Origin of the sequence: Butyricimonas synergistica DSM 23225, from assembly GCF_000379665.1 — a bacterium.
In the GTDB taxonomy this organism is placed as follows: Bacteria; Bacteroidota; Bacteroidia; order Bacteroidales; family Marinifilaceae; genus Butyricimonas; species Butyricimonas synergistica.
In genome coordinates, this window is the sequence record NZ_KB903374.1 from 91728 (window position 1) to 111746 (window position 20019).

15 protein-coding genes are annotated in these 20019 nt (G+C 44.7%); all 15 read left to right on the forward strand.

Translation table 11 applies throughout. From position 1 onward, the window contains the following. Positions 1–12 precede the first annotated feature (12 nt). The 15 genes from A3CY_RS0119670 to A3CY_RS0119740 all read left to right on the forward strand — a co-directional run bounded on the left by A3CY_RS0119670 (position 13) and on the right by A3CY_RS0119740 (position 20019). Positions 13–1509, forward strand: a complete 1497-nt coding sequence (locus A3CY_RS0119670; protein ID WP_018339667.1) for a RagB/SusD family nutrient uptake outer membrane protein — start codon at positions 13–15, stop codon at positions 1507–1509. 10 nt (positions 1510–1519) lie between these two features. Next, a complete protein-coding gene (locus A3CY_RS0119675) occupies positions 1520–2428 on the forward strand; it encodes a hypothetical protein (protein WP_018339668.1) in 909 nt (302 codons plus the stop codon). Positions 2429–2435: 7 nt separating this feature from the next. Then, entirely contained in the window at positions 2436–3482 is a 1047-nt protein-coding gene (locus A3CY_RS21730) for a TlpA family protein disulfide reductase (protein WP_240388197.1), read from the forward strand. A gap of 20 nt (positions 3483–3502) precedes the next feature. Further along, entirely contained in the window at positions 3503–5203 is a 1701-nt protein-coding gene (locus A3CY_RS0119685) for a S8 family serine peptidase (protein ID WP_018339669.1), read from the forward strand. An 11-nt stretch (positions 5204–5214) separates the two neighbouring features. After that, positions 5215–6354 (forward strand): aspartyl protease family protein, encoded by a 1140-nt coding sequence (locus A3CY_RS0119690; protein ID WP_018339670.1) that lies wholly within the window; start codon positions 5215–5217, stop codon positions 6352–6354. Between the two features lie 3 nt (positions 6355–6357). Next, the gene (locus tag A3CY_RS0119695) at positions 6358–7524 is read left to right on the forward strand and encodes a pepsin/retropepsin-like aspartic protease family protein (RefSeq protein WP_018339671.1); all 1167 of its coding nucleotides are present in this window, start codon (positions 6358–6360) and stop codon (positions 7522–7524) included. A 5-nt stretch (positions 7525–7529) separates the two neighbouring features. Continuing rightward, complete coding sequence (locus A3CY_RS0119700) at positions 7530–8801, forward strand: thioredoxin family protein (protein ID WP_026207906.1); 1272 nt, start codon at positions 7530–7532, stop codon at positions 8799–8801. Between the two features lie 148 nt (positions 8802–8949). Then, positions 8950–9501 carry an RNA polymerase sigma factor gene (locus A3CY_RS0119705; RefSeq protein WP_018339673.1) on the forward strand — a complete coding sequence of 184 codons (552 nt, stop codon included), beginning with the start codon at positions 8950–8952 and terminating at the stop codon, positions 9499–9501. 69 nt (positions 9502–9570) lie between these two features. After that, positions 9571–10797: a FecR family protein gene (locus A3CY_RS0119710; RefSeq protein WP_018339674.1), complete on the forward strand. Its 1227-nt coding sequence runs from the start codon at positions 9571–9573 to the stop codon at positions 10795–10797. 137 nt (positions 10798–10934) lie between these two features. Then, complete coding sequence (locus A3CY_RS0119715) at positions 10935–14171, forward strand: SusC/RagA family TonB-linked outer membrane protein (protein ID WP_169503714.1); 3237 nt, start codon at positions 10935–10937, stop codon at positions 14169–14171. Between the two features lie 14 nt (positions 14172–14185). Then, positions 14186–15604, forward strand: a complete 1419-nt coding sequence (locus tag A3CY_RS0119720) for a RagB/SusD family nutrient uptake outer membrane protein (protein WP_018339676.1) — start codon at positions 14186–14188, stop codon at positions 15602–15604. Positions 15605–15617: 13 nt separating this feature from the next. Beyond that, positions 15618–16412 carry a DUF4843 domain-containing protein gene (locus A3CY_RS0119725; RefSeq protein WP_081619510.1) on the forward strand — a complete coding sequence of 265 codons (795 nt, stop codon included), beginning with the start codon at positions 15618–15620 and terminating at the stop codon, positions 16410–16412. Positions 16413–16430: 18 nt separating this feature from the next. Beyond that, the gene (locus A3CY_RS0119730; RefSeq protein WP_018339678.1) at positions 16431–17966 is read left to right on the forward strand and encodes a PKD domain-containing protein; all 1536 of its coding nucleotides are present in this window, start codon (positions 16431–16433) and stop codon (positions 17964–17966) included. Next, positions 17963–18490: a TlpA family protein disulfide reductase gene (locus tag A3CY_RS0119735; protein ID WP_148375273.1), complete on the forward strand. Its 528-nt coding sequence runs from the start codon at positions 17963–17965 to the stop codon at positions 18488–18490. The genes A3CY_RS0119730 and A3CY_RS0119735 overlap by 4 nt, the downstream gene beginning before the upstream one ends. Beyond that, positions 18487–20019 (forward strand): hypothetical protein, encoded by a 1533-nt coding sequence (locus A3CY_RS0119740; RefSeq protein ID WP_018339680.1) that lies wholly within the window; start codon positions 18487–18489, stop codon positions 20017–20019. Before A3CY_RS0119735 ends, A3CY_RS0119740 begins: the two co-directional genes overlap by 4 nt.

The following is a 20019-nucleotide window of genomic DNA, read 5'->3' on the forward strand; positions in this document are numbered from 1 at the left end:
GAGATAAGTCGTATGAAAAATATATTATATTTTATTTTATTGTTAGGATTCGTTGGATGCAGCGATTTCCTGGAGGAAGCCAGTCAGGATGAGGTTCGTCCGACGACGGCGGATGATTTGATGCAGGTGATGGTGGGTGAAGGTTATCCTATGGATTATTTCCAATATGTTTATGTTGATTTCTTGACGGATGATGTACAGTGCAATGGTGCTGGCGGACAGGAAACTTTGGAGAGTTCCGTGGAGGATATGTATCCCTTGTTTTCCTGGAGTGATGATATGTACGAGAAATTGACTCATGATAAGTATAATACTTGGCAGATTTGTTATAATAAAATCATGGGGTGTAATACGGTTATCGATTATATGGATCGGGTGAGTGGAGAGGAAAAAACAAAGAATAATATGTTAGGGCAGGCTCTTGTATTGCGGGCGTATTATTACTTGTTATTGGTAAATTATTATGCCTTACCTTATAATTATGGTGACCCGACTAAAAATCTGGGAGTACCCTTGAAATTGGAGATGGAGGTGGTTGATGGTTTTTTACCCCGGAAAACTGTGGCTGAAGTTTATGAACAAATGATAACTGATCTGGAAAAGGGAATTAAATTGCTGGAAGAGAATAAAATGGAAATGTCCTTGTATAAGATTAGCGCTTTGGCGGGAAAAGCTATTTTGTGTAGGGTGTATCTTTATATGGAGGATTGGGATAATGCTTTGAAATATGCCAATATGGTGTTGGGAGAGAAGCCTGCCTTGACTTCGTTGGCTAGTGCTCCTGAAGATGCCATGCAATATCAGGGAAGTAATACGTGGTGTGTTTACAATGAATCTACCAGTAACGAGATTATTTGGATGTATGGAGGAAATCGGGAATATTCATGTTATCCTGGTGGTAATGGTGTTGCTACTAGTCCGTACACGGCATCTGATGAATTGATGGATTTGTATGAGTTTTCAACGGATAGTGATAATCACTGGGATTTACGACGTTATATGTATTTCAAATACGAGGCTTGGATGGATTGGTCTATTTTTAGACCAACGATTTTCCCCGCTTATGGATTTAAGGGAGGGAAAAATGAAAAATGGGCTTCGCATGGAATTCGAACGGCAGAATTGTATTTAAACCGGGCAGAGGCATATGTCCGCAAATTTATGAAAACAGGCGAGGATAATTACCGGACTTTGGCTTTGGCGGATTTGAACAAATTACGAGAGAATCGTTATGATACGCGTAATGTGGCTTATAATAAAGTTGATTACACGAATGCAGAGGAGTTATTGCAGTTCTACAAGGACGAGCGCCGCAGGGAGTTATGTTTTGAAGGTCATCGCTGGTTTGATCTGCGTCGTTACGGGATGCCGGAATTGACACACGTGTATTTTATCAAAGCGGATTCAAAACAACAATTAGTTTTAGGGAAGGAAGACCCTCGTTATGTGTTGCCGATACCGCAATCTGCTTTAGATCGTAATCCTTATTTGGAACAAAATAAACGTTAATCGAGAAATTATGAAACTGCATTTAATTTATATATTTATATTGGCAGCGAGTCTGGTCGCTTGTAATGACGATAATAGTTTAACGCCGACAGAAACGCCTGAATTCGGGTATAGTGTGCCCCAGGGGAATCATGATTACGATGATCGTATCGTGGATTGGAATAAGAGATGCAACACGTTTATCCTGTATAAATTTGATTTGAAGGAGTTGTATTGGGACGTGAACCGTTGGAATGAATCAACGCCGACACCAGAAGATAGTAGTTATCCGTATCCTTACAGTAATGGATTGCTGGGAGCAATTGCGGATGAAGTTTACGTGGGAGAACAGTTGGATTTGGTTGAAACGTTGTTTTTAGATTTTTACCCAGATTCTACATTGTACCGTTTACTTCCGTTGAAGTTATTGTTATGCGGGGAGTTAAATTGGCGTACGGTGGATGGTAAGGTTACATTTTATAATGTATATAGTGGTTATGATTATTTGGCGTTTAACTGGGGAAACGAAGATGTCCTGACGATGACAAACGTACAGAAAAATACTTTCAAAAACGAAGTTAATTATGCCTTTTTAACCCGGTTGTTGAATAGTGGTAGGATCGTGGAAGATGCGAGTTTTTACGAGGGAATGAATTACGAGGATAAAGTGACGCAAACGAATATGTATGAGCGCGGCTTTATAAAATCCGGAACAAAGCAAGAGGATGATGTGGAAATCTATATTCAGGCGATTATTCAAACCCCGTATGAAGATTTGATTGCAGAACCGGCAGATAAAGACTACACGAATAAAGGAATATTGCACGCCAAAAAGGATGTGAATGGCTATATCCGGAAGAAATATGATATTCTAGTGAACAAGTTTAAGGAGAATTACGGAATAGATTTGCAGTCGATTGGCAATGTCGTTTTGAAATAAAAGATATATGTTGAAGATTGTTTTCATTTTTTGGGTCTTTCTCGGGGGAATTACCCCCGGGATTGCCCAAACTGGTCTGACATTGTCCGGGAGATTGCGTTTGTTGGAACCCGTGGAAATAAAAGTGACTTCCATCGAGGGTGAAAAGATATTATCTGTTCTTGTTGAGAATGGTAAAGAGTTTCGTTCGGAGTCTGTAGAAATCGTGCCGGACGTGTATATATTGAATATCGGAAACACGGTACAGCCGATCTATTTGAATAATCGGGAGGTAACAGTGAAGGGATTTTATGATGAGAAAAATCCGGAGAATAGTTCTCTTGCTTTTAGTGGGATTGATGAATTTTTAGAATTATCACGATGGCTTCCGACTGAAAAAGCGGCAAAGAATCGAGTGATTAATCCCGAGGTAAAAGGAAAGTTGAGCGGAACGATGTATAGTGCCTTGGCTTATATAGCTGATATGGAGCAATACGAACCGAATAAAATGTTGCTGGATCTTGTGCCGAAGGCCGGGCAGAATGCAGCTTCATTTCGTTGGTTAGCACATCGTGTGGATAGCTTGGGGCGTTTTGCCGTTGGGGCGCAGGCGCATGATTTCGAGTATGTTGATCCGAACGGGGAAATGGTCCGTTTGAGCGATTTCCGGGGAAAACTGGTGTTGGTTGATTTTTGGGCATCGTGGTGTGGACCTTGCAGGCATGAGATGAAAAGTCTTTTGCCGATTTATAACGAATTGAAAGGGAATGATCTGGAGTTTATCAGCGTGTCGTTGGATAAACGGGAGAAGGACTGGAAAAAGATGTTGGCGGAAGAGGATTTGCCTTGGGTGATGTTGTGGAATCAGGAAGGATTCACGATTGGTAATGAACCCAACGAGATTCAAAAAGCATATGGTTTTTACGGTATTCCTTTTATCGTGTTGATCGATAAAGAAGGGCGAATTCTCGCAAGGGGGTTACGGGGGAGAGAAGGTGAAAGAGGCGATATTGGAAGCCAGAGAGTAATTGGCGATTATTGTGTCTATAAGTTTTTTAGGTTTCGTATTGTATAACAAGATAAATTCTGTAAATGATGAAAAAATATTTCTTATTATTACTGGTGTGCATCGGGATAGGTAAGGTGAATGCACAGCTTGTCAAGCAAGATAATCAAGCACAAAAGAAACAAGCTGATTTGGACTGGTATAACTGTTCCTTTGACAAAGACGGGGTTTACGGGGTAGAGGTGAATAAGGCTTATGAATTTCTGAAAGGGAAAAAGATAAAGAAAAGACCGGTAGTCGCTTTGATCGGGACTGGATTGGATGTTGAGCATGAGGATATAAAGCAAGCTATTTGGGTGAATCCGAAAGAAAAAGCAGATGGGAAGGATAATGATAAAAACGGTTTTGTGGACGATATTAACGGGTGGAATTTTCTTGGAGGCAAGAACGGGCTGGTGATGGAGGCTTTGATGCAGGAGGGAGACCGGGAATTCTTGCGTTTGAAGGATAAATACGCGGATTATATGACGAGCAACGGGGAGTTTTTTAAGATCGTGAACGGAAAACGGACAAAAGTTGCAGCCCCGGCGGATCTTGCGGAGTATTCTTATTATAAAAATAAGGTTATGCCGGAATCGCAGCTTGCTAGGACTTATGGAGGTTGGCAAGTAGCTTATGTAATAGAGGAATACGCTCAAAAATTTAAGGAAGAATTGGATGCAAAATTTCCAGGTAAGAAACATACGTTGGAAGAGTTCCAGACTTATTATGACCCGAAAGCCCCCCAGGATACCTTGAGAGATGTGGCTTTCACGCTTATTGCCATGGGATTTAACTTGTATAAAACCGATGAACTTGACGTGATTTATAAAAATTTTGTAGAATCTTCGGTAGCAAGAGGCAAGGATACATATGAAAAGGCTTTGCAAAGGGGTGGTAACGACGGGCGGAAAGATGTTGTTGGGGATAATTACTTGGATATAAAGGATAATAAATACGGGAATAATGTGTTGTTGACTTCAGAGGCGGCAACGGGAACCATGCAAGCCGGTATTATCGGGGGAAAAAGAGGAAACGGTCTTGGTGGAGATGGTATCATGGATCAAGCTGAGATTATGTGTTTGCGAGTGAGTGCGGCTGGCGGGGAACCTTATTTGAAAGATATGGCTCTGGCTATTCGTTATGCTGTTGACCATGGTGCGGATGTGATAACCCTGCCGCAACAGAACACCTTGTATCCGGAAGCACAAAAGGTATGGATGACAGAGGCTTTGCGTTATGCAGAAAGTAAAGGGGTGTTGGTGATCGTTCCTGTTTGGGAGTTATCTCGTGATTTAGCCAAACAGGTGTTTTTCCCGCATCGTTGGATGGACGGAAGCAAGGAGTTGACGAATTTGATGGTGATCGCTTCTTCCGATAAGAATGGTAATCCTTCCATGAATTCTAATTATGGCGCGAAAGAGCTGGATTTGTTCGCTCCAGGGACGAATATCTATGCCTCGTACATGGGGGATACTTATAAGACTGGGACCGGAGCGGGGTTGGCATCTGCAACCGTGGCGGGAGTGGCAGCTTTGGTTAAGGCTTACTATCCGCATCTGACAGGGGCGCAGATACGGAATATATTGTTGGAATCGGTGACATCCCGGAAAGGCACAGAAGTAGAAAAAGGGATTATCGTGGATGGGAAACAGGCTCAGGACTTATTCCTTTTTGAGGATTTATGTTTGTCCGGAGGTATATTGAATGCTTATCAGGCTGTGGTGACTGCAGATAGGTTTGATAAATAATAGGTTATGTTATGAAGGTGATATACAGGATCATTATTATATGGTTGTTTTGTATGGTGGTTCTTCCGGTAGCAGCACAGCAGTATAGGACTGTGCTGCCTTACCGGATGGTCGGGGGCAAGATGGTCGTGGAGATGGAGATGAACGGAACCCCTCGTTCCTTTATTTTTGACACGGGGGGACGCACGGCTCTGACCGGGGAGGTTTGCGAGGAACTGGGTTTAGTTGTCGTAGATTCGCTGGTCGCCACAGACGTGAATAGCAAGAAAGCGGCTTACCCGATCGTGGCGATAGAAAGTCTGCTCACGCCCGACAAGAAAATTAATTTCACAAATGTGCCGGCAATGAAATTGCCTGAACCTTCTCCTTTCGCGTGTTTTCAGGCGGATGGATTGATCGGTAGCGATTTGTTGGCACGTACTATTGTGGTGATTGACGGGAAGGCAAAAACCATCACTATTACTTCTGCCGAGAATCCGTCAACCGTGTCATTGCGGAAGATGATCCCTTTCGTGAAAGCGGGGATGCCTATTATCTCTTTGCAAGCCGGGGCGGGGAATAATATTACTTGCCTGTTCGATACGGGGAGTCCGTCTTTCTTTTCCTTGAAAGACACCGATTTTGATGTATTGCGGTCTGCCGGTGCTTTTGATATCCTGTCCGAGGGATACGGGGAAGGTTCTATCGGGGTTGCCGGGATGGCAGACGCAGATGTTTCCCACCGTGTGCGTTTTCCCTTGTTGTCCGTGGGGAGTACAAGATTTAGGAATGTAAGTTCCGAGACTTCTACCCCGCCTTTTACTTTGTTAGGAGTGGAATTGTTGGATTATGGCAAAGTAACGCTGGATTATCCTAGGGCTCGTTTCTACTTCGAGGCGTATGAACCGGAGAATGATTTGGAAAGTAAGCATTACAACTTGGGGTTAAGGGTGAAGGATGGTGAATTAGTGGTGGCTACCGTGTGGAGTGCCATGAAAGGGCAGGTCGAAGTGGGAGATAAGGTAACTAGAATAAACGGGAAACCCGTGGGAAGATACGATTTTTGCGAGAGTATTATTAATGGGATTCCCGAGTTGAAGGCGAAAAAGAAGACGAAGTTGACGATACAGACCCAGCAAGGGGAGAAAGTGATTGTCTATCAAAAAGAATAGAGAATGAAAAATATCAGGATATTATTCGTTTTTGTTGCTGTTTCTTTCTCTTTAGCAGGAAATGCGCAACAACAAGCGACTCGTCGGGTTTGTGACACGGTTCATTACGAGTTCGTTCACGAGAAGATTATTATTCCCGTGACAGTGAACGGGGTGAAAGTGAAGTATATCGTGGACACGGGTGGGCAGACCGGGACAATAAGAGAAAATGCCATGGAAATGAAAGCCATGGGCGGGATTGGAGCACGAGGGGTATCTGATGTGAACGGGATGAGTCTGTCTTATGACGAGGCGATCTTGAAGGACGTGCAGTTGAGCCCGAATTACAAGTTGGCTCAAATGAAAAGTATTATTTTTCCGCCAAATGGCTTCTTCCGGGAACTGGGAGTTGCCGGTATTTTGGGGAGTGATGCTTTTGCGCAAGCGGTGGTTACTTTTGATGCTCGTGATAAAATCATGGTCATCAATTACCCATATCGTCCGGGAGGTTTGAAAATCACGGAAGGTGTGCCGTTTTACCCGGGCAGCACGAATCACCCTATCGTGGACGTGGACTTTAGTGGAACGACGAAGCGAATTTTGTTTGATACAGGGGCGCAGGGATTGTTGGCTCTTGCTGCCAATGATTACGAGAGTTTAAAGAAGACTGGAAGTCGGTTGTTAGCTAAAGCCTTTGGAATTAATAGTGTTGGGATAGGTGGCTTTGATTACAAGAATGCGGCAGAAATAGACAAAGTAAGTGTCAATCGGGTTAATTTCGTGGGGAAGGAATTTGTAAACATGGAGAGTATCACGGTCAAGATGGGAAGGTCTTTGATTGGTGTGGATATGTTGAAATACGGGAAAGTGGTGATAGATTACGCACGTAACCGGTTTTATTTTTTCCCTTATGGAGATGTGGTTGAAGATTTATCTGGAAACTTGAAAACGTGGAACGTGGGTATTTTACCCGTGAACGGTCATTTCGAGGTAACCACGGTATGGGACGACATGAAAGAGCTGGTTGCCTTGGGTGATCGGGTCGTGCGTGTAAACGGAAAGGAATTGTCGGAATTGAAACAGAGTCAATTGGAAGTAGAGGCATTGCTTGATAGTATTGAAGGAGATAAAACCGAGATCGTGATCTTGAAGGATGGTAAAGAAAAGAAGGTTGAAATCAGAAAAATTTAACGAGTATGAAAACTAAATTGTTTATAGGTTTGGTAATAATGTTGTTGCCATTGTTGACAATTGCTCAATCCAAGAACACTGCCACGGAGGTAAAGGATTACCGGGAAGTGGACGGTAAAATAATTATTGGAATGGTTGTGAACGGGGTGCAGGCGGATTTTGTGCTGGACTTGGCTGGACATAATGCTATCTTGCCGGAATACGTGGAGAAATTTAATATAGACCCGAATCAGGAAGGTGATTTTCATTACGATTCTTTTCTGTACAAGAAAGTCCCGACGTCCAAAAGTGTTTCTATTAGCACAATTTCTTTCGGGAATAATGTGTTCGGGAATAGTGTGGCGGCATTCGTGCTGGAAGATGAACCTTATTTGCGAAAACTCGGGGTTGCTGGAGTTGTTGGCGGGGCGTTGTTCCGTAACGTGGTATTGACGATCGATAGTAAACGCAAAAAGATTACCACGTCTGTCCCGTACCGTCCCTCGTACATGAAGTTAGATCATCGTGCTGATCTGAGTATCCTGCCGGGTTCGGTGGTTGCTTTCTCGGTAACGATAGACGGGGAGGTGTTCTCTTTGGCTTTTGACACGTGGAACGAGGGGATGGTTACTTTGACATCGTCGGATTATGCTAAAATAGGGGGGAGTGCCGGGAATGAGGTTGCGTTGTATAATGGTTACGGGCAGCTTGTGAAAACGAGTAACACGAAAGTGGCGGGCAAATGTGACTTCGTAAAAAATAGTTTCCCGGGGATGGTCGTGGCAGAAAATAAGGATTTGCCTCGTTCTGTCTTGGGAACCGGAATCCTGAAGGAAGGAATACTTTCTATTGATTTCCAGAAACAAAAAGTGTACTTCCAGGCTTTTGATTTGGCGGAAGTGAAAGACGAGGTCCTGTCCGGTTCGACAGTAACGGTGGAGGCGGGTAAGTTGAACCCGATCACCCGTGATTATTTTTTGGAGCATATCTACGATTATCGGAAAGATAAAGAGTTTGTTTTTAAGGGCGATAAGCCCGTTGTGATCGATTTTTGGGCGACGTGGTGCGGTCCTTGCATGCGGTTGATCCCGGAATTGGAAAAGATGGCGGAGAAGTATAAAGATAAGGTCATTTTTTTGAAAGTAAATGCCGACAAGGAAAAAGAGTTGTGCAGTATGTTTAATGTTGTTGCGCTTCCTACCTTGTTTTTTATTCCTGTCGGGGGAAAGCCGATTATTGAAACGGGGGCGATGCCAGAGAAGTTCGAGAAGATTATTCAGGAACAATTACTAAAATAGTTGTTTGGTGTATTAAAAAGAAGCAGTTCGGATTGGTTTTCGAACTGCTTTTGTTATGCAAATAGATAGCTAAATATAAATGGATTTTTGGGGATATTTGTTCTGTAACCGAATAATATTTATTTTTGCCCGGTAAATAATTTGGACCGTGAGTATAAAGCAGGATATAGTATCAAATATTAAGCGAGGAGATTTATATGCCTTCAAAGAATTCTTTGATGATTACTATATCATGTTGTGTGTATTTGCAGCCCGCTATTTGAAAGATGACGAACAATGTAAGGATGTGGCTCAGGAAACTTTGACCGGGTATTGGGAGAGGCGAGAGGATTTTGATGATATTTATAAGGTGAAAGGATATCTTTATACTGTTACGCGGAATCACTGTTTAAATATCTTGCGTCACGAGAAAGTGAGTTTGAATTACCGGAAGATGTATGAGGAGGAATTAGAATCCGAGCGTGTTTTTGAAGAACAGGTTATCGAACAAGAAACTTATCTTTTGGTGCGAAATGCTGTGGATAAATTGCCGCCTCAAATGCGGAAGATTATCCGTTATTCTCTAGATGGAATGAGTAATCCGCAGATAGCAAAGGAGATGGGAATCGGAGAGGGCTCTGTAAAGTCGCTGAAACAAACGGCATACCGTAAATTAAGGGCGCAATTAAAAGGGCATTTTTATTTATTGTTATTTATTTGACGATTTTTTTTACTTTCTGACTATTCCTGTTTGAGGGTTCGCGTGTTATATGAGTAAAATAAGATAACAATGGAATCGTTCAAAAAGCATTTTAGGATAGCTGAGTTTTTGGCGGCATTTTTTACTGATGCTCCGACGGAACAGGACAAGAGGGATTATGAGGAATGGGAGAAAGAGCGGGAAAGCAATCGAGATTTAGCCAAGCATGTGTTGGATTTGAATAATTATATCCGGTTTGAATCTACGACAAGGCGGTTTGACCAACAAGAAGGCTGGAAGGTTTTTAAAGATCATTTGGCAAGAAAATCCAATATGCTTGCTGATAAAACAGGTATGATAAAGAAAAAGCCTTCTGGAAAAGTGTGGAATAGGTTCAAATATATAGCTGGATATGCGGCAGTGGGTATCATATTGATTATTTATGGTATTTTCTATTGGATAAACCAACCGGTCAAGGAAGAGCCGGGAGCTGTTTTCGCTTACCGGATTGAAGCCGGGACGACCGGAGCCCGTTTGACCATGGCAGACGGGAAGGTTATGGATATAGTGAAAGACCAGACCTTTTTATTGAAAGAGTCAGATGGAACTGTAATTATGGCGGATTCAACGGGAATAGGTTATCAGATCCACGAAGTTAAGAATGAAAAAGAAGTGCGGAATATGATTCAGACGTTGACTGGGATGGAGTACTCGTTGACTTTGTCGGATGGTACAAAAGTTTATTTGAATGCGGAATCGAAATTGAGTTTCCCGGTGAGTTTCAAGGGGGCGCAAAGAATCGTGGCGTTGTCCGGAGAGGCGTATTTTGATGTAGCCAAAGATGCCGAACATCCGTTCGTGATAGAAACTCGGGATTTGTCAGTTAAGGTGTTGGGAACTTCTTTTAATTTGCGGGCTTATGATGACGAAAAGGTGGTAACGACAACTTTGGCATCAGGGAAAGTGCAGGTTTTTGACGGTCGACAATTTGAAGATATTATTTCCGGGGAACAAGTCGTTTACGAAAAGGCGGCAAGAACCATGGTGGTGAATGAAGTAGATGTTGCACGTTATGTCGCGTGGCGAAGCGGTAGGTTTATTTTTAGGAACGAGCGTTTGGAGGATATAATGGCTTATTTGGCTCGATGGTATCATGTAAAATACCAATTTGTGGATGACGACGTGAAGAATATCAGAATCGGGGCTAAATTGAATCGGTATGACAACATGAATCCGATTATCGATATGTTGAAAATGAATTCGTTGATGGAGATAACCTTACGGGATAGTGTGTATTTGATTTCGAGTAAAAAATAAAAGATGCGTTTACGCTGGCAACATAAACGCATCAGAATCAATAAATAAGTGTTCTTTATTAATTGTTCAAAATTATGAAAAAAAAACGAGATTCTGGTTCCTTTTTTAACGGGAATTGGCGAAAAATTTTGTGGATTATGCAGTTAAAATTGTTTTTAGTGTTGTTTTCTTGTTTTCAAGTTACAGCGGCTGTGCATTCTCAAGGCAAGTTGCTGGATCTGCGTTTGGAAAACGCTTCCTTGGAGCAAGTGATTTGGAAATTGGAGGAAAAGACCGATTTCACGTTTATGTATTGGACAGACGAGATCAAGGATGTGAAAGTGTCTTTGGATATGCGACAGAAGACGGTGAATGAAATTCTGGATTATTGCTTGCGTAATACGAAGTTGAAGTACGAGATCAATGAAGAGACGGTGGTGATCTACCGGGTGAAGAATGGCGAGCCGGAAAAGAAGAAGGTTGTCATTACCGGTGTCGTGAAGGATCAGAACGGAGAGCCGTTGCCGGGAGTCACGATCGTGTTGAAGGGAACGACTATCGGGGTTTCCTCGGATGTCAACGGAAAATTCCGCTTGGAGTTGCCCGAGCAGGCGTCGATTGTTTTGGTCGCTTCTTTCGTGGGAATGCGCGAGGAGGTGGTGAAAGTCACGCCGGGAAAAGAGGTGAATATCGTGATGAAAGAAGAAGTTGAATCGATAGACGAAGTTGTAGTGAACGGTTATTTCACGCAAAACCGGAATAGTTACACGGGTGCGGTGACCTCGGTGAAAGGAGAGGATTTGTTGACCGTGTCGAAGACCAACGTGCTGAAGGCTTTGAGTTTCATGGTTCCCGGTTTGCGTATCGTGACGGATGACGTGAACGGTTCTAACCCGAACAAGATTCCCGAGATCATTCTTCGCGGTATGAATTCGCTCGATAGCGAAAAGATGGAGATGGGGTTGAATCGCCCGTTGATTATCATGGACGGGGTGGAGATCAGCATGGAGCGTTTGTACGATTTGGATATGTTCGATATCGAGCGTATTGATGTGCTGAAAGATGCTTCCGCCACGGCGATGTACGGGGAGAAGGCGGCTAACGGCGTGATCGTGGTCGAGAGAAAGCGCGTGACAGATAGTAAAGTGAGAGTGCGTTACAATTTTGTACCGAACATTGGTTTCCCGGATGTATCTTCTTTCAATCTTTGTTCCCCGTGGGAGAAGTTGGAACTGGAACGTTTGTACGGGAAATATGATAGCCCGACGGGAGAGTATGACGAGTTGTATAACGAAAAATTGAAGCGGGTTACTGCCGGAGTGAACACGGATTGGAAATCTATCCCGTTGCGCAATTCCTGGTCGCATGCCCACTCGTTGAGCATCACCGGGCGCGGTGGCGGCATGGATTACGGGATTACTGCCAATTTCTCGGATGACCGGGGTGTGATGAAAGGTGACTATCGCCGTAATTTGGGATTAGGTTTCTATTTCTCTTATCATTTGAATGATAAATTGACGGTTAGTCTCCGTACTGATTTTTCTAAGATGGCAACAAAGGATTCGCCTTATGGAAGTTATAGCGATTGGGTGACGATCAATCCTTATGATGCCCCCAAGGATGAGAACGGGGAGTGGGTGAAGGTGTTGTCGTATGACAAGATCAATCCACTTTGGAATGCCACTTTGAGCAGTTTCAGTAAAGCGGAAGAGAAAGGTTTTTCCAGTAGCTTGAGCATGAGGTGGGATATTTTGAAAGGATTTTATTTTACCGGTACTGCCGGATACAACATGAGTAACGGGCAGTCGGATGTGTATGTTTCACCGGATCACACCAAATTCCAAAGGGAGGAATACCCGGAAGACGAGAAAGGCAGTTACGATGTGTCAGGAAATAAAGGGACTGGATGGAGTTTGTCCGGGGTGTTGAATTACAGCCTTCCTTTGGATGAAGAGGGAACTTTGTTGAGCCTTCACGGGGGAGTTAACGTGTCGCAAAGTAAAGGAAATTCATTTAGTTTCCAGGCAGTCGGATTCTCGAAAGACCGTTTGGATGATTTGAACTTTTCACAGAAATTCCCGGAGGGTTCTCACGCGGGAGGTGGTGAATCGTATAGCGCCACGGTGGCTTATTTCGGGAATGTCAACTTTATTTTGAAAAATCGTTATTTTGTTGATTTTTCGTTCCGTACGTCAGGTAACTCCGTGATCTCCAAGGATCGTCGTTGGTCACCTTATTGGTCGGTCGGTTTTGGTTGGAATGTTCACAACGAACAGTTTATCGCGGACTTAGGCTGGGTGAAGAGTTTACGTATCAAGGGAAGCGTGGGGTATGTGGGAAGTAACAATTTCGGGGGAACGCTCGCGCAGACTACTTATAAATACAATGCGACATACGATAGTTATCTTGGGGCTTTACCTTCTGCCATGGGAAATGACAAGTTGAAATCACAGCGCACGTTGAAATGGAACGGTGGAGTTAATGTCGAATTGTTCGAGGGACGTTTGGGCGTGAATGTGGATTTTTACAAAGAGGCGTCGAAAGATTTGTTGATGGCGGTTTCGTTGCCCCCTTCAACGGGATATAATTCCGTTAATTATAATTTGGGAGAGAGTGTCAACCGCGGTTACGAACTTTCCATCTCGGGGCAGATTATTCATACGCGGGATTGGGGTTGGTCGATGAGTTTCGGCACGAGCCATACGGTCAACAAAATCAAAAAGATCAGTAATTCGTTGAAAAATATCAATGCCGAGAATCGTGACAAGTACAGTACATTCACGGCACCGAGGATCCAATTGGAAGAGGGTGAGTCTGCCACGGCAATTTATGCCGTCCGTTCGGCTGGTATAGACCCCGCTACCGGGAAAGAGATTTTTATCAAGAAGGACGGTTCTTACACGTTTACTTACGATCCGCAGGATAAGGTGGCGTTGGGAAATACTATCCCGAAGTTGCACGGGACGATTTCCACCGGAGTCCGTTGGAAGAATCTTTCGGTATTTGCCGGATGCTCGGTAACCTTCGGGGGAGATATTTACAATGTCACTCGGGCAAATAAGGTCGAGAATATCAATGTAGAGGATAATGTGGACCGTCGGGCTTTCACGGAACGTTGGAAACAGATGGACGATTACGTGATGTATCCTAACGTGCAACGTCCCACGAGTGGTCACACGGAACGTTTCGTGGAGCGGAACAACGAGTTTTATCTTTCCTCACTCAGTGTATCCTATAACTTGGAAGGAGACTGGTTGAAAAAGATCGGTTTGAAACGTTTGGCGTTGGGTGTCGGTTTCAGCGATATACTTCGGGTCGGTACGGTGAAGTATGAACGGGGAACCAGCTATCCCTACATGAGAGGATACAATTTTACGATTAGTCCGACATTCTAAAAATTGAATACACGATGAAAAAATTAGCGATACTATGGATTTGGGCAGCACTCCTGTTGGGAGGGTGCGACGATTTTCTTACCTCGCGCGATAAGTCGACGGTATTGGAGAATAAATTGTTTACCAACCGGGAGGGCGTAGAAGATGCGTTGTACGGGATATATGCCGGGTTGGCGCAATCTACGGTGTATGGCGTGGATGTGCCTTTCTGGATGGATTTTTTGGCACAGTTTTACATTCCCGCTAACGCATCCTTGAACTCTATGCTGGAATATGAACATGATCGGGAGGAATGCAGGAGGGTTTACAATTCGATATGGCAGGGGATGTATCATTCGATCAGCGATATTAATAATTTCCTGTCGAATTTGGATGCTTACGAGGGTGAGCGTCTCCGGTTCGAGGATCTTTACCGGGGTGAGGCGTTGGGTTTGCGGGCTTACCTCCATTTCGATTTGCTTCGGATGTTTGCCCCGGTGAAATTGTCGGAGAGGGGAATCCCTTATGTCAAGCATTTCGGTCCTGATGTGACTTCATTCTTCACGGTGAAAGAGTGTTACGATCTTATTATCCAGGATTTGCTGGATGCCGAGAAATTGTTGCGGGAGGATGAAACGCTTTTGACGTGGCCGCGGGTGCGCTCGCATGAATTTATTATCTGTCGGAACCGTGAGGTACATTTCAACTGGTACGCGGTACAGGCGACTTTGGCCCGGGTGTATTACATGCGCGGGGAACCGGGCGATTTGGAGAAGGCGGGAGAGTATGCACGGGCATTGATTGAGTCGGAGAAGTTCCCCCTGGTGAGGGAGGTGAAAGATGTCACGTATATGATGGCGGGTGTAATTGCCGAAACGGAGGCAATTTGGGGATTGTCTACTAAGACATTGTATGACAAATTGTATCCCCGTTATATCGGGAGAGGTATGGATTCGTACGATCCGACTGCAAGCCAGATTGGACTTTATGCGTCGGTAGCGGGAGAGATGGATGCCCGGCGGGATTGGTTTGGCAATACGGTGGCAACCGGAGATTACACGAGAACGCTTAAATTGTTGGATCCCGTGGAGTTGGCAAATTCCTCAACGCCACCTGCCGGGTTGGAAGGGATAAATCAGATCCGCATTGCGGAGATGTATCTGATTGCGGCCGAGGCTGCTTTAGCTGCCAATCCTACAGCGGCACAGGGGTATCTTGATGACCTCGTGATTTCCCGTGGTTTGTCGAAATTCCCGGGCACGTTGACACTGGAAAATATTGACAAGGAGTGGAGAAAAGAGCTGGTGTGTGAAGGGCAGGTGTGGTTTCAGATGAAACATCGTTACCCGCAGACGGTGATCTCTGCATACGGACAGGAACTTACGATGAGCGAGAACATGTGGCAATTGCTTATCCCGGATGATGAGTTTGATTTTAGAGAGGATTTAAATTAAAGGGGCAAAATATATGAAAACAAGTATATTATTGAATCGATTTTTTAGGCTTTGTTGTACTATGCTGGTGATTTCCGCTTTTTTAGGCGGTTGTGACCGCGATTATTTGTGGTATGATACCGATCAAAAGGCCGGTGTGTATTTTTTAGGCTCATACGATACATTGGATATTCGCCCGTCATCGTTGGGTAATGAATGGTGCGAATACAGTGACCGTATTGATGTTCTCGGTTTCTCCGCGAATGTAGACCGCCATTTCAAGGTGGAACTGGTGGACTCTTTGAGCACGATACCTGCCGAGCGGTTGAGATTCGAGGACACGTGCTATATCCCGGCAGGGCAGACGTTCGGGATGTTGAATTTTTCCTATGCCTATTCGGAAACAGATACGGTGTCGGTTGTTTTTAAGCTCGTGGAGAACGAGCATTTCCAACCGGTGATCTCTTCGCAGGTATGCTATATTATCTATCCGTTTAAGTTGTATCAACCGATGTGGTGGAGCTGGAGCGGTTATATGTTCGGGACGGCATGGTCGCCTAAATATAACGAGCTGGTACTTCGTTTTTACCATCAGGTGGAAGAATTGGAACCTTACGTGTGGACGGAGTATTTCCTGCCGAATTTTGGGGAAAATATAGAAAAGATATGGAATTATGATTTTGCCGTGATGCAGGGGTGGTTCCGTTATTTTTGGAAAGAACCTTATAATACCATGCTTAAGCGATATGTGGCGCGTCCCTTGTACGACCATTTGAAAGCTCATCCGGAAGACGGGGATTACACGTTAATGCCGGATCCGTATTTATAATTATAAATGAAGTGCATTATGAAAAAGATATATATACGATTGTTGTTATGTTTGCTCGGGCTATCGCTGGGAATGGTTTCTTGTATTCATGACGGTACGACCGGGTTCGTGAATGAAGTTTCCGACATCACGATTGCGAAGATGTCGGGCGATGGGATGAACGAAAGTGGGGATGCGGCGTTTGTGGAATTTATGAAACCGGTGCATTTCGAGGCTGAAGTATCACAGAGTTTGAAGGAATACGAGTTGGCGTATGAATGGCGCGTGGGATACATATCTGATTACAAAGACGGGAAGCCGGTGATCGATTCGATGCGTTTTGTTTCCACGGAACCGGCGCTTGAGTACGCGTTTAATCGCGTGGGTGAATTTCTGGTACGTTTGCGGGTCTATAACGAGTTCGGGAGTACCTTCCATTACGTGACAGTCACGGTGAAAGCCGGGATGGAAACCGGTTTGCTGGTGTTGAGTTCGGATGATGCCGGGAATGGGCGATTGTCGTTTTGTCCCGTGTTGAGCGATGCAAATGAATTGTTGCAGGCAAAGGCAGAGGACTTTAACGTGGATGTCTGGTCGATGATCAATCCGGATTTCGAGTTGCGGGATGCCTGGGATATTTGTTTGATGAATAGTGGAAACTATAAAGGAAGCGTGTTTGTGCTTTCGGAGTCTCAAAAATGTATTTATGAATTGGAGAAAAACACGTTGATGGTGTTGCGTAAAATGGATTTGACTCCATTGTTGGAATGGGATATACAACCGGTAGCCTTGTCCGTGTACAATACGAATTTGGGCGTCCTGTCCAAAGGCGGCCAGGTGGTGGGGTCTCAATTGACCGCTAATGGATTGGTAAATGATTCTTGGTGGGGAAAGGATATGAAAGCCACGAAGTTGTATCAGGCGGATTTCATTAATGCTGCGGAAGAGGCGACTATCATCTCGTTCCCGATGATTGCGGATAACGATCAGGAGAAGATGTTCCTTTATCAGGGGAGCAGTAAGGTGTATAATTCAGGGAATGAGTTTTCGGGACATCGGATCATCAATTACCTGTTAGTCGGGGAGCGGGTCAAACGGTTGGTTGTCGTGAGCGAATCGAAAAACAGTTCGGGTAAGGTGCGGATTACGGTTTTTAACCAGGTACCGGATCATTGGACGTTGGGAGAATTGTTCGCTAAAGAGAGCGAAAGTCAAGTTCGAGATTATAGTGTATCTTCCCCATTGACGTTGACCCCAGAGTCGCAGGTGTTGTATAACGGGTTGTGGAATGAAGTTTTTTACACCAGTGGTAACAAGGTGTATCGTTGGCGTTACACGGATGCATTGCCTGATGCTTCGGCGAGTGGCCGTAACGTGTTGACGATACCCGGGGAGGCGACTTGTATTGCACAAAGCCCGGATGGAGAATACTTGTACGTGGGGGGATACGATGCGGGAGCATCCGGATTGAAAGGGAACGTTTATGTTTACAAGACGCAAGATTTTTCGTTCGTGGCAAAGTTTGAAGGGGTGGCCGATAAGCCCTTGAAGTTGTTCTATAAAGATGTAAAATGATGACGAAAATTTATCTATTTCTTATGCTTGTTCTCCTGGGAATCCCGGGGGGACAAGCTGTTGCGGCCGATCAGATGACGGCGCCGGTGGCGGATACACTGAAAGCGGGAATGGCTTCACCGGATTTCAGATACCGGGATGTGAATGGCAAGGTGGTGACATTGAAGAGTTTGAAAGGAAAGTACGTGTATATTGATGTTTGGGCGACGTGGTGCGGCCCTTGTTGCGCGGAGATTCCCTATCTGAAAAAATTGGAACAGAAGTTACATGGCAAGAAGATCGTTTTCGTGAGCATGTCGGTGGATGAAAACCGGAGTGTATGGCAAAAATTTGTGAAAGAGCGAGAGATGGGAGGGGTGCAGTTGAATGCAGAGGGAAACGAGACCTTTATGGAGGCTTATCGTATCAAGGGAATTCCCCGTTTTATTTTGTTGGACAAGAAGGGGAAAATCGTGGATGCCGATATGACGCGTCCTTCCGATCCGAAAACGTTGGAACGATTGTTAAAATTGAAAGGAATATGAGAAAAAGTGTTGTTGTTGTGTTTTTTTTGATTGTCGGCAGTGTATTTGCCGGCAATCGTCGCCCTGTAAAAGTTGAAGGATGTGAATACGTGGTATTGGCAAGTCGCTCGGTGGAACAAGAGCAGGCTTGGAAAGAGGTGGTGGAAGTTTTACGGGAGTTGCACGCCGCGGAGGTAGTGTATTACGTCAAGGAGCCGCGGGAGGCATTGGAGGAATTGCGGCGTATACACCCCCGTTACGTGGCGGTAGTAGAAAAACCGGAGCGGATTACCCGGGATTATGTTATCGGGATGCACCGTTTGTCGCGGCAGATGACCCCCTCGATTTATGCCGATTTTATTTGGGGAATTATCACGGGGATCGATGCGGAGATGGCAATGAAATTGGTGACGAATGCCAAAGAGCCGCTCGAGATACATAACGGATTGGTGGCGCAAAAGAGAGTTGAATTGACAGAAGCGGATTGGGAGCGATTCGGGTACGTGAGTTGGGGAAAGTCAGGAATGAAAATGAATAGTTGCGACACGCTTGCCGTGGAGCATTGGGAGGCAGACAAGCAAACAGATAAGTTTAACGAACTTTACCGGAAGTTAGAGCCGGATTTCGTGTTGTGTGAGTCTTACGCACCTAATTATCAGTTGTTGATGCCGGATAATTCAAGCGTGCACGAGCGGATTTATGCTCAAAACGGAGTTTTTCGTCACGCGATGCAGGAGGTGAAGGTAGAAGATAATCGCGTTTCCCGGCGAGAAGTATTGAATCGGGAATTGGAGTGGTCGGGAAAGCCAAAAGTGTATATTGCCGCCGGGTGTTTCGGTTGTGATGTGGATCAGCCGGAAAAGAGTTGTGCTTTGGCGTGGATGGGAAGCCCGAATGTGACAGCCATGGTGGGGTATCCTGCTAACCAGATATTGTTGGGACAGGCAGTATGGGGCGGTTTGAAATTCTGGCACGCAACCCCCGGGCGTTACACGATGGCAGAAGCTTATTTTATTGGACAACAGCATCTATTGCATACGTTGCAGGAGTTTTTTCCCCGATTGCTGGAGCTTAGTTATGATTTCACTCGGGATGCGATAACAAATTTGTCTGTTATAAATGCCCAAATGGAAGAGGTAACAGCTAAACGTGTCGATGGAAATATTCTCGGATTTTGGCAGGAGCGGGATTTGTTGGCTTATTTCGGAGATCCGAAATGGAATGTCCGTTTCCGTCCGGGAGAAGAAACTTACACGGTGAAGATGGTGCGCAAGGGGAAAAAGTGCGTGATTACCTTGGAAACGAAAGAGAATTTTTCGGTGGACCAGTTGGAAGGAGAGGGAATCCGGACGTTTGATAACCGAATACCCGGGGAACCGGCAACCGTTGGCAAGATACCATTCGGTTTTATTTTCCCGGAGCGATTGAAAAATCCTCGTTTGGTATCCAAGCAGGATTGGAAGGTGGCTGTGTCTGAAGATATGTTGTTGGTGTATGACGCTTGGTTTGAGCCAGGTAAAACGTATAAATTTGTGTTGCAGGAGGATTAA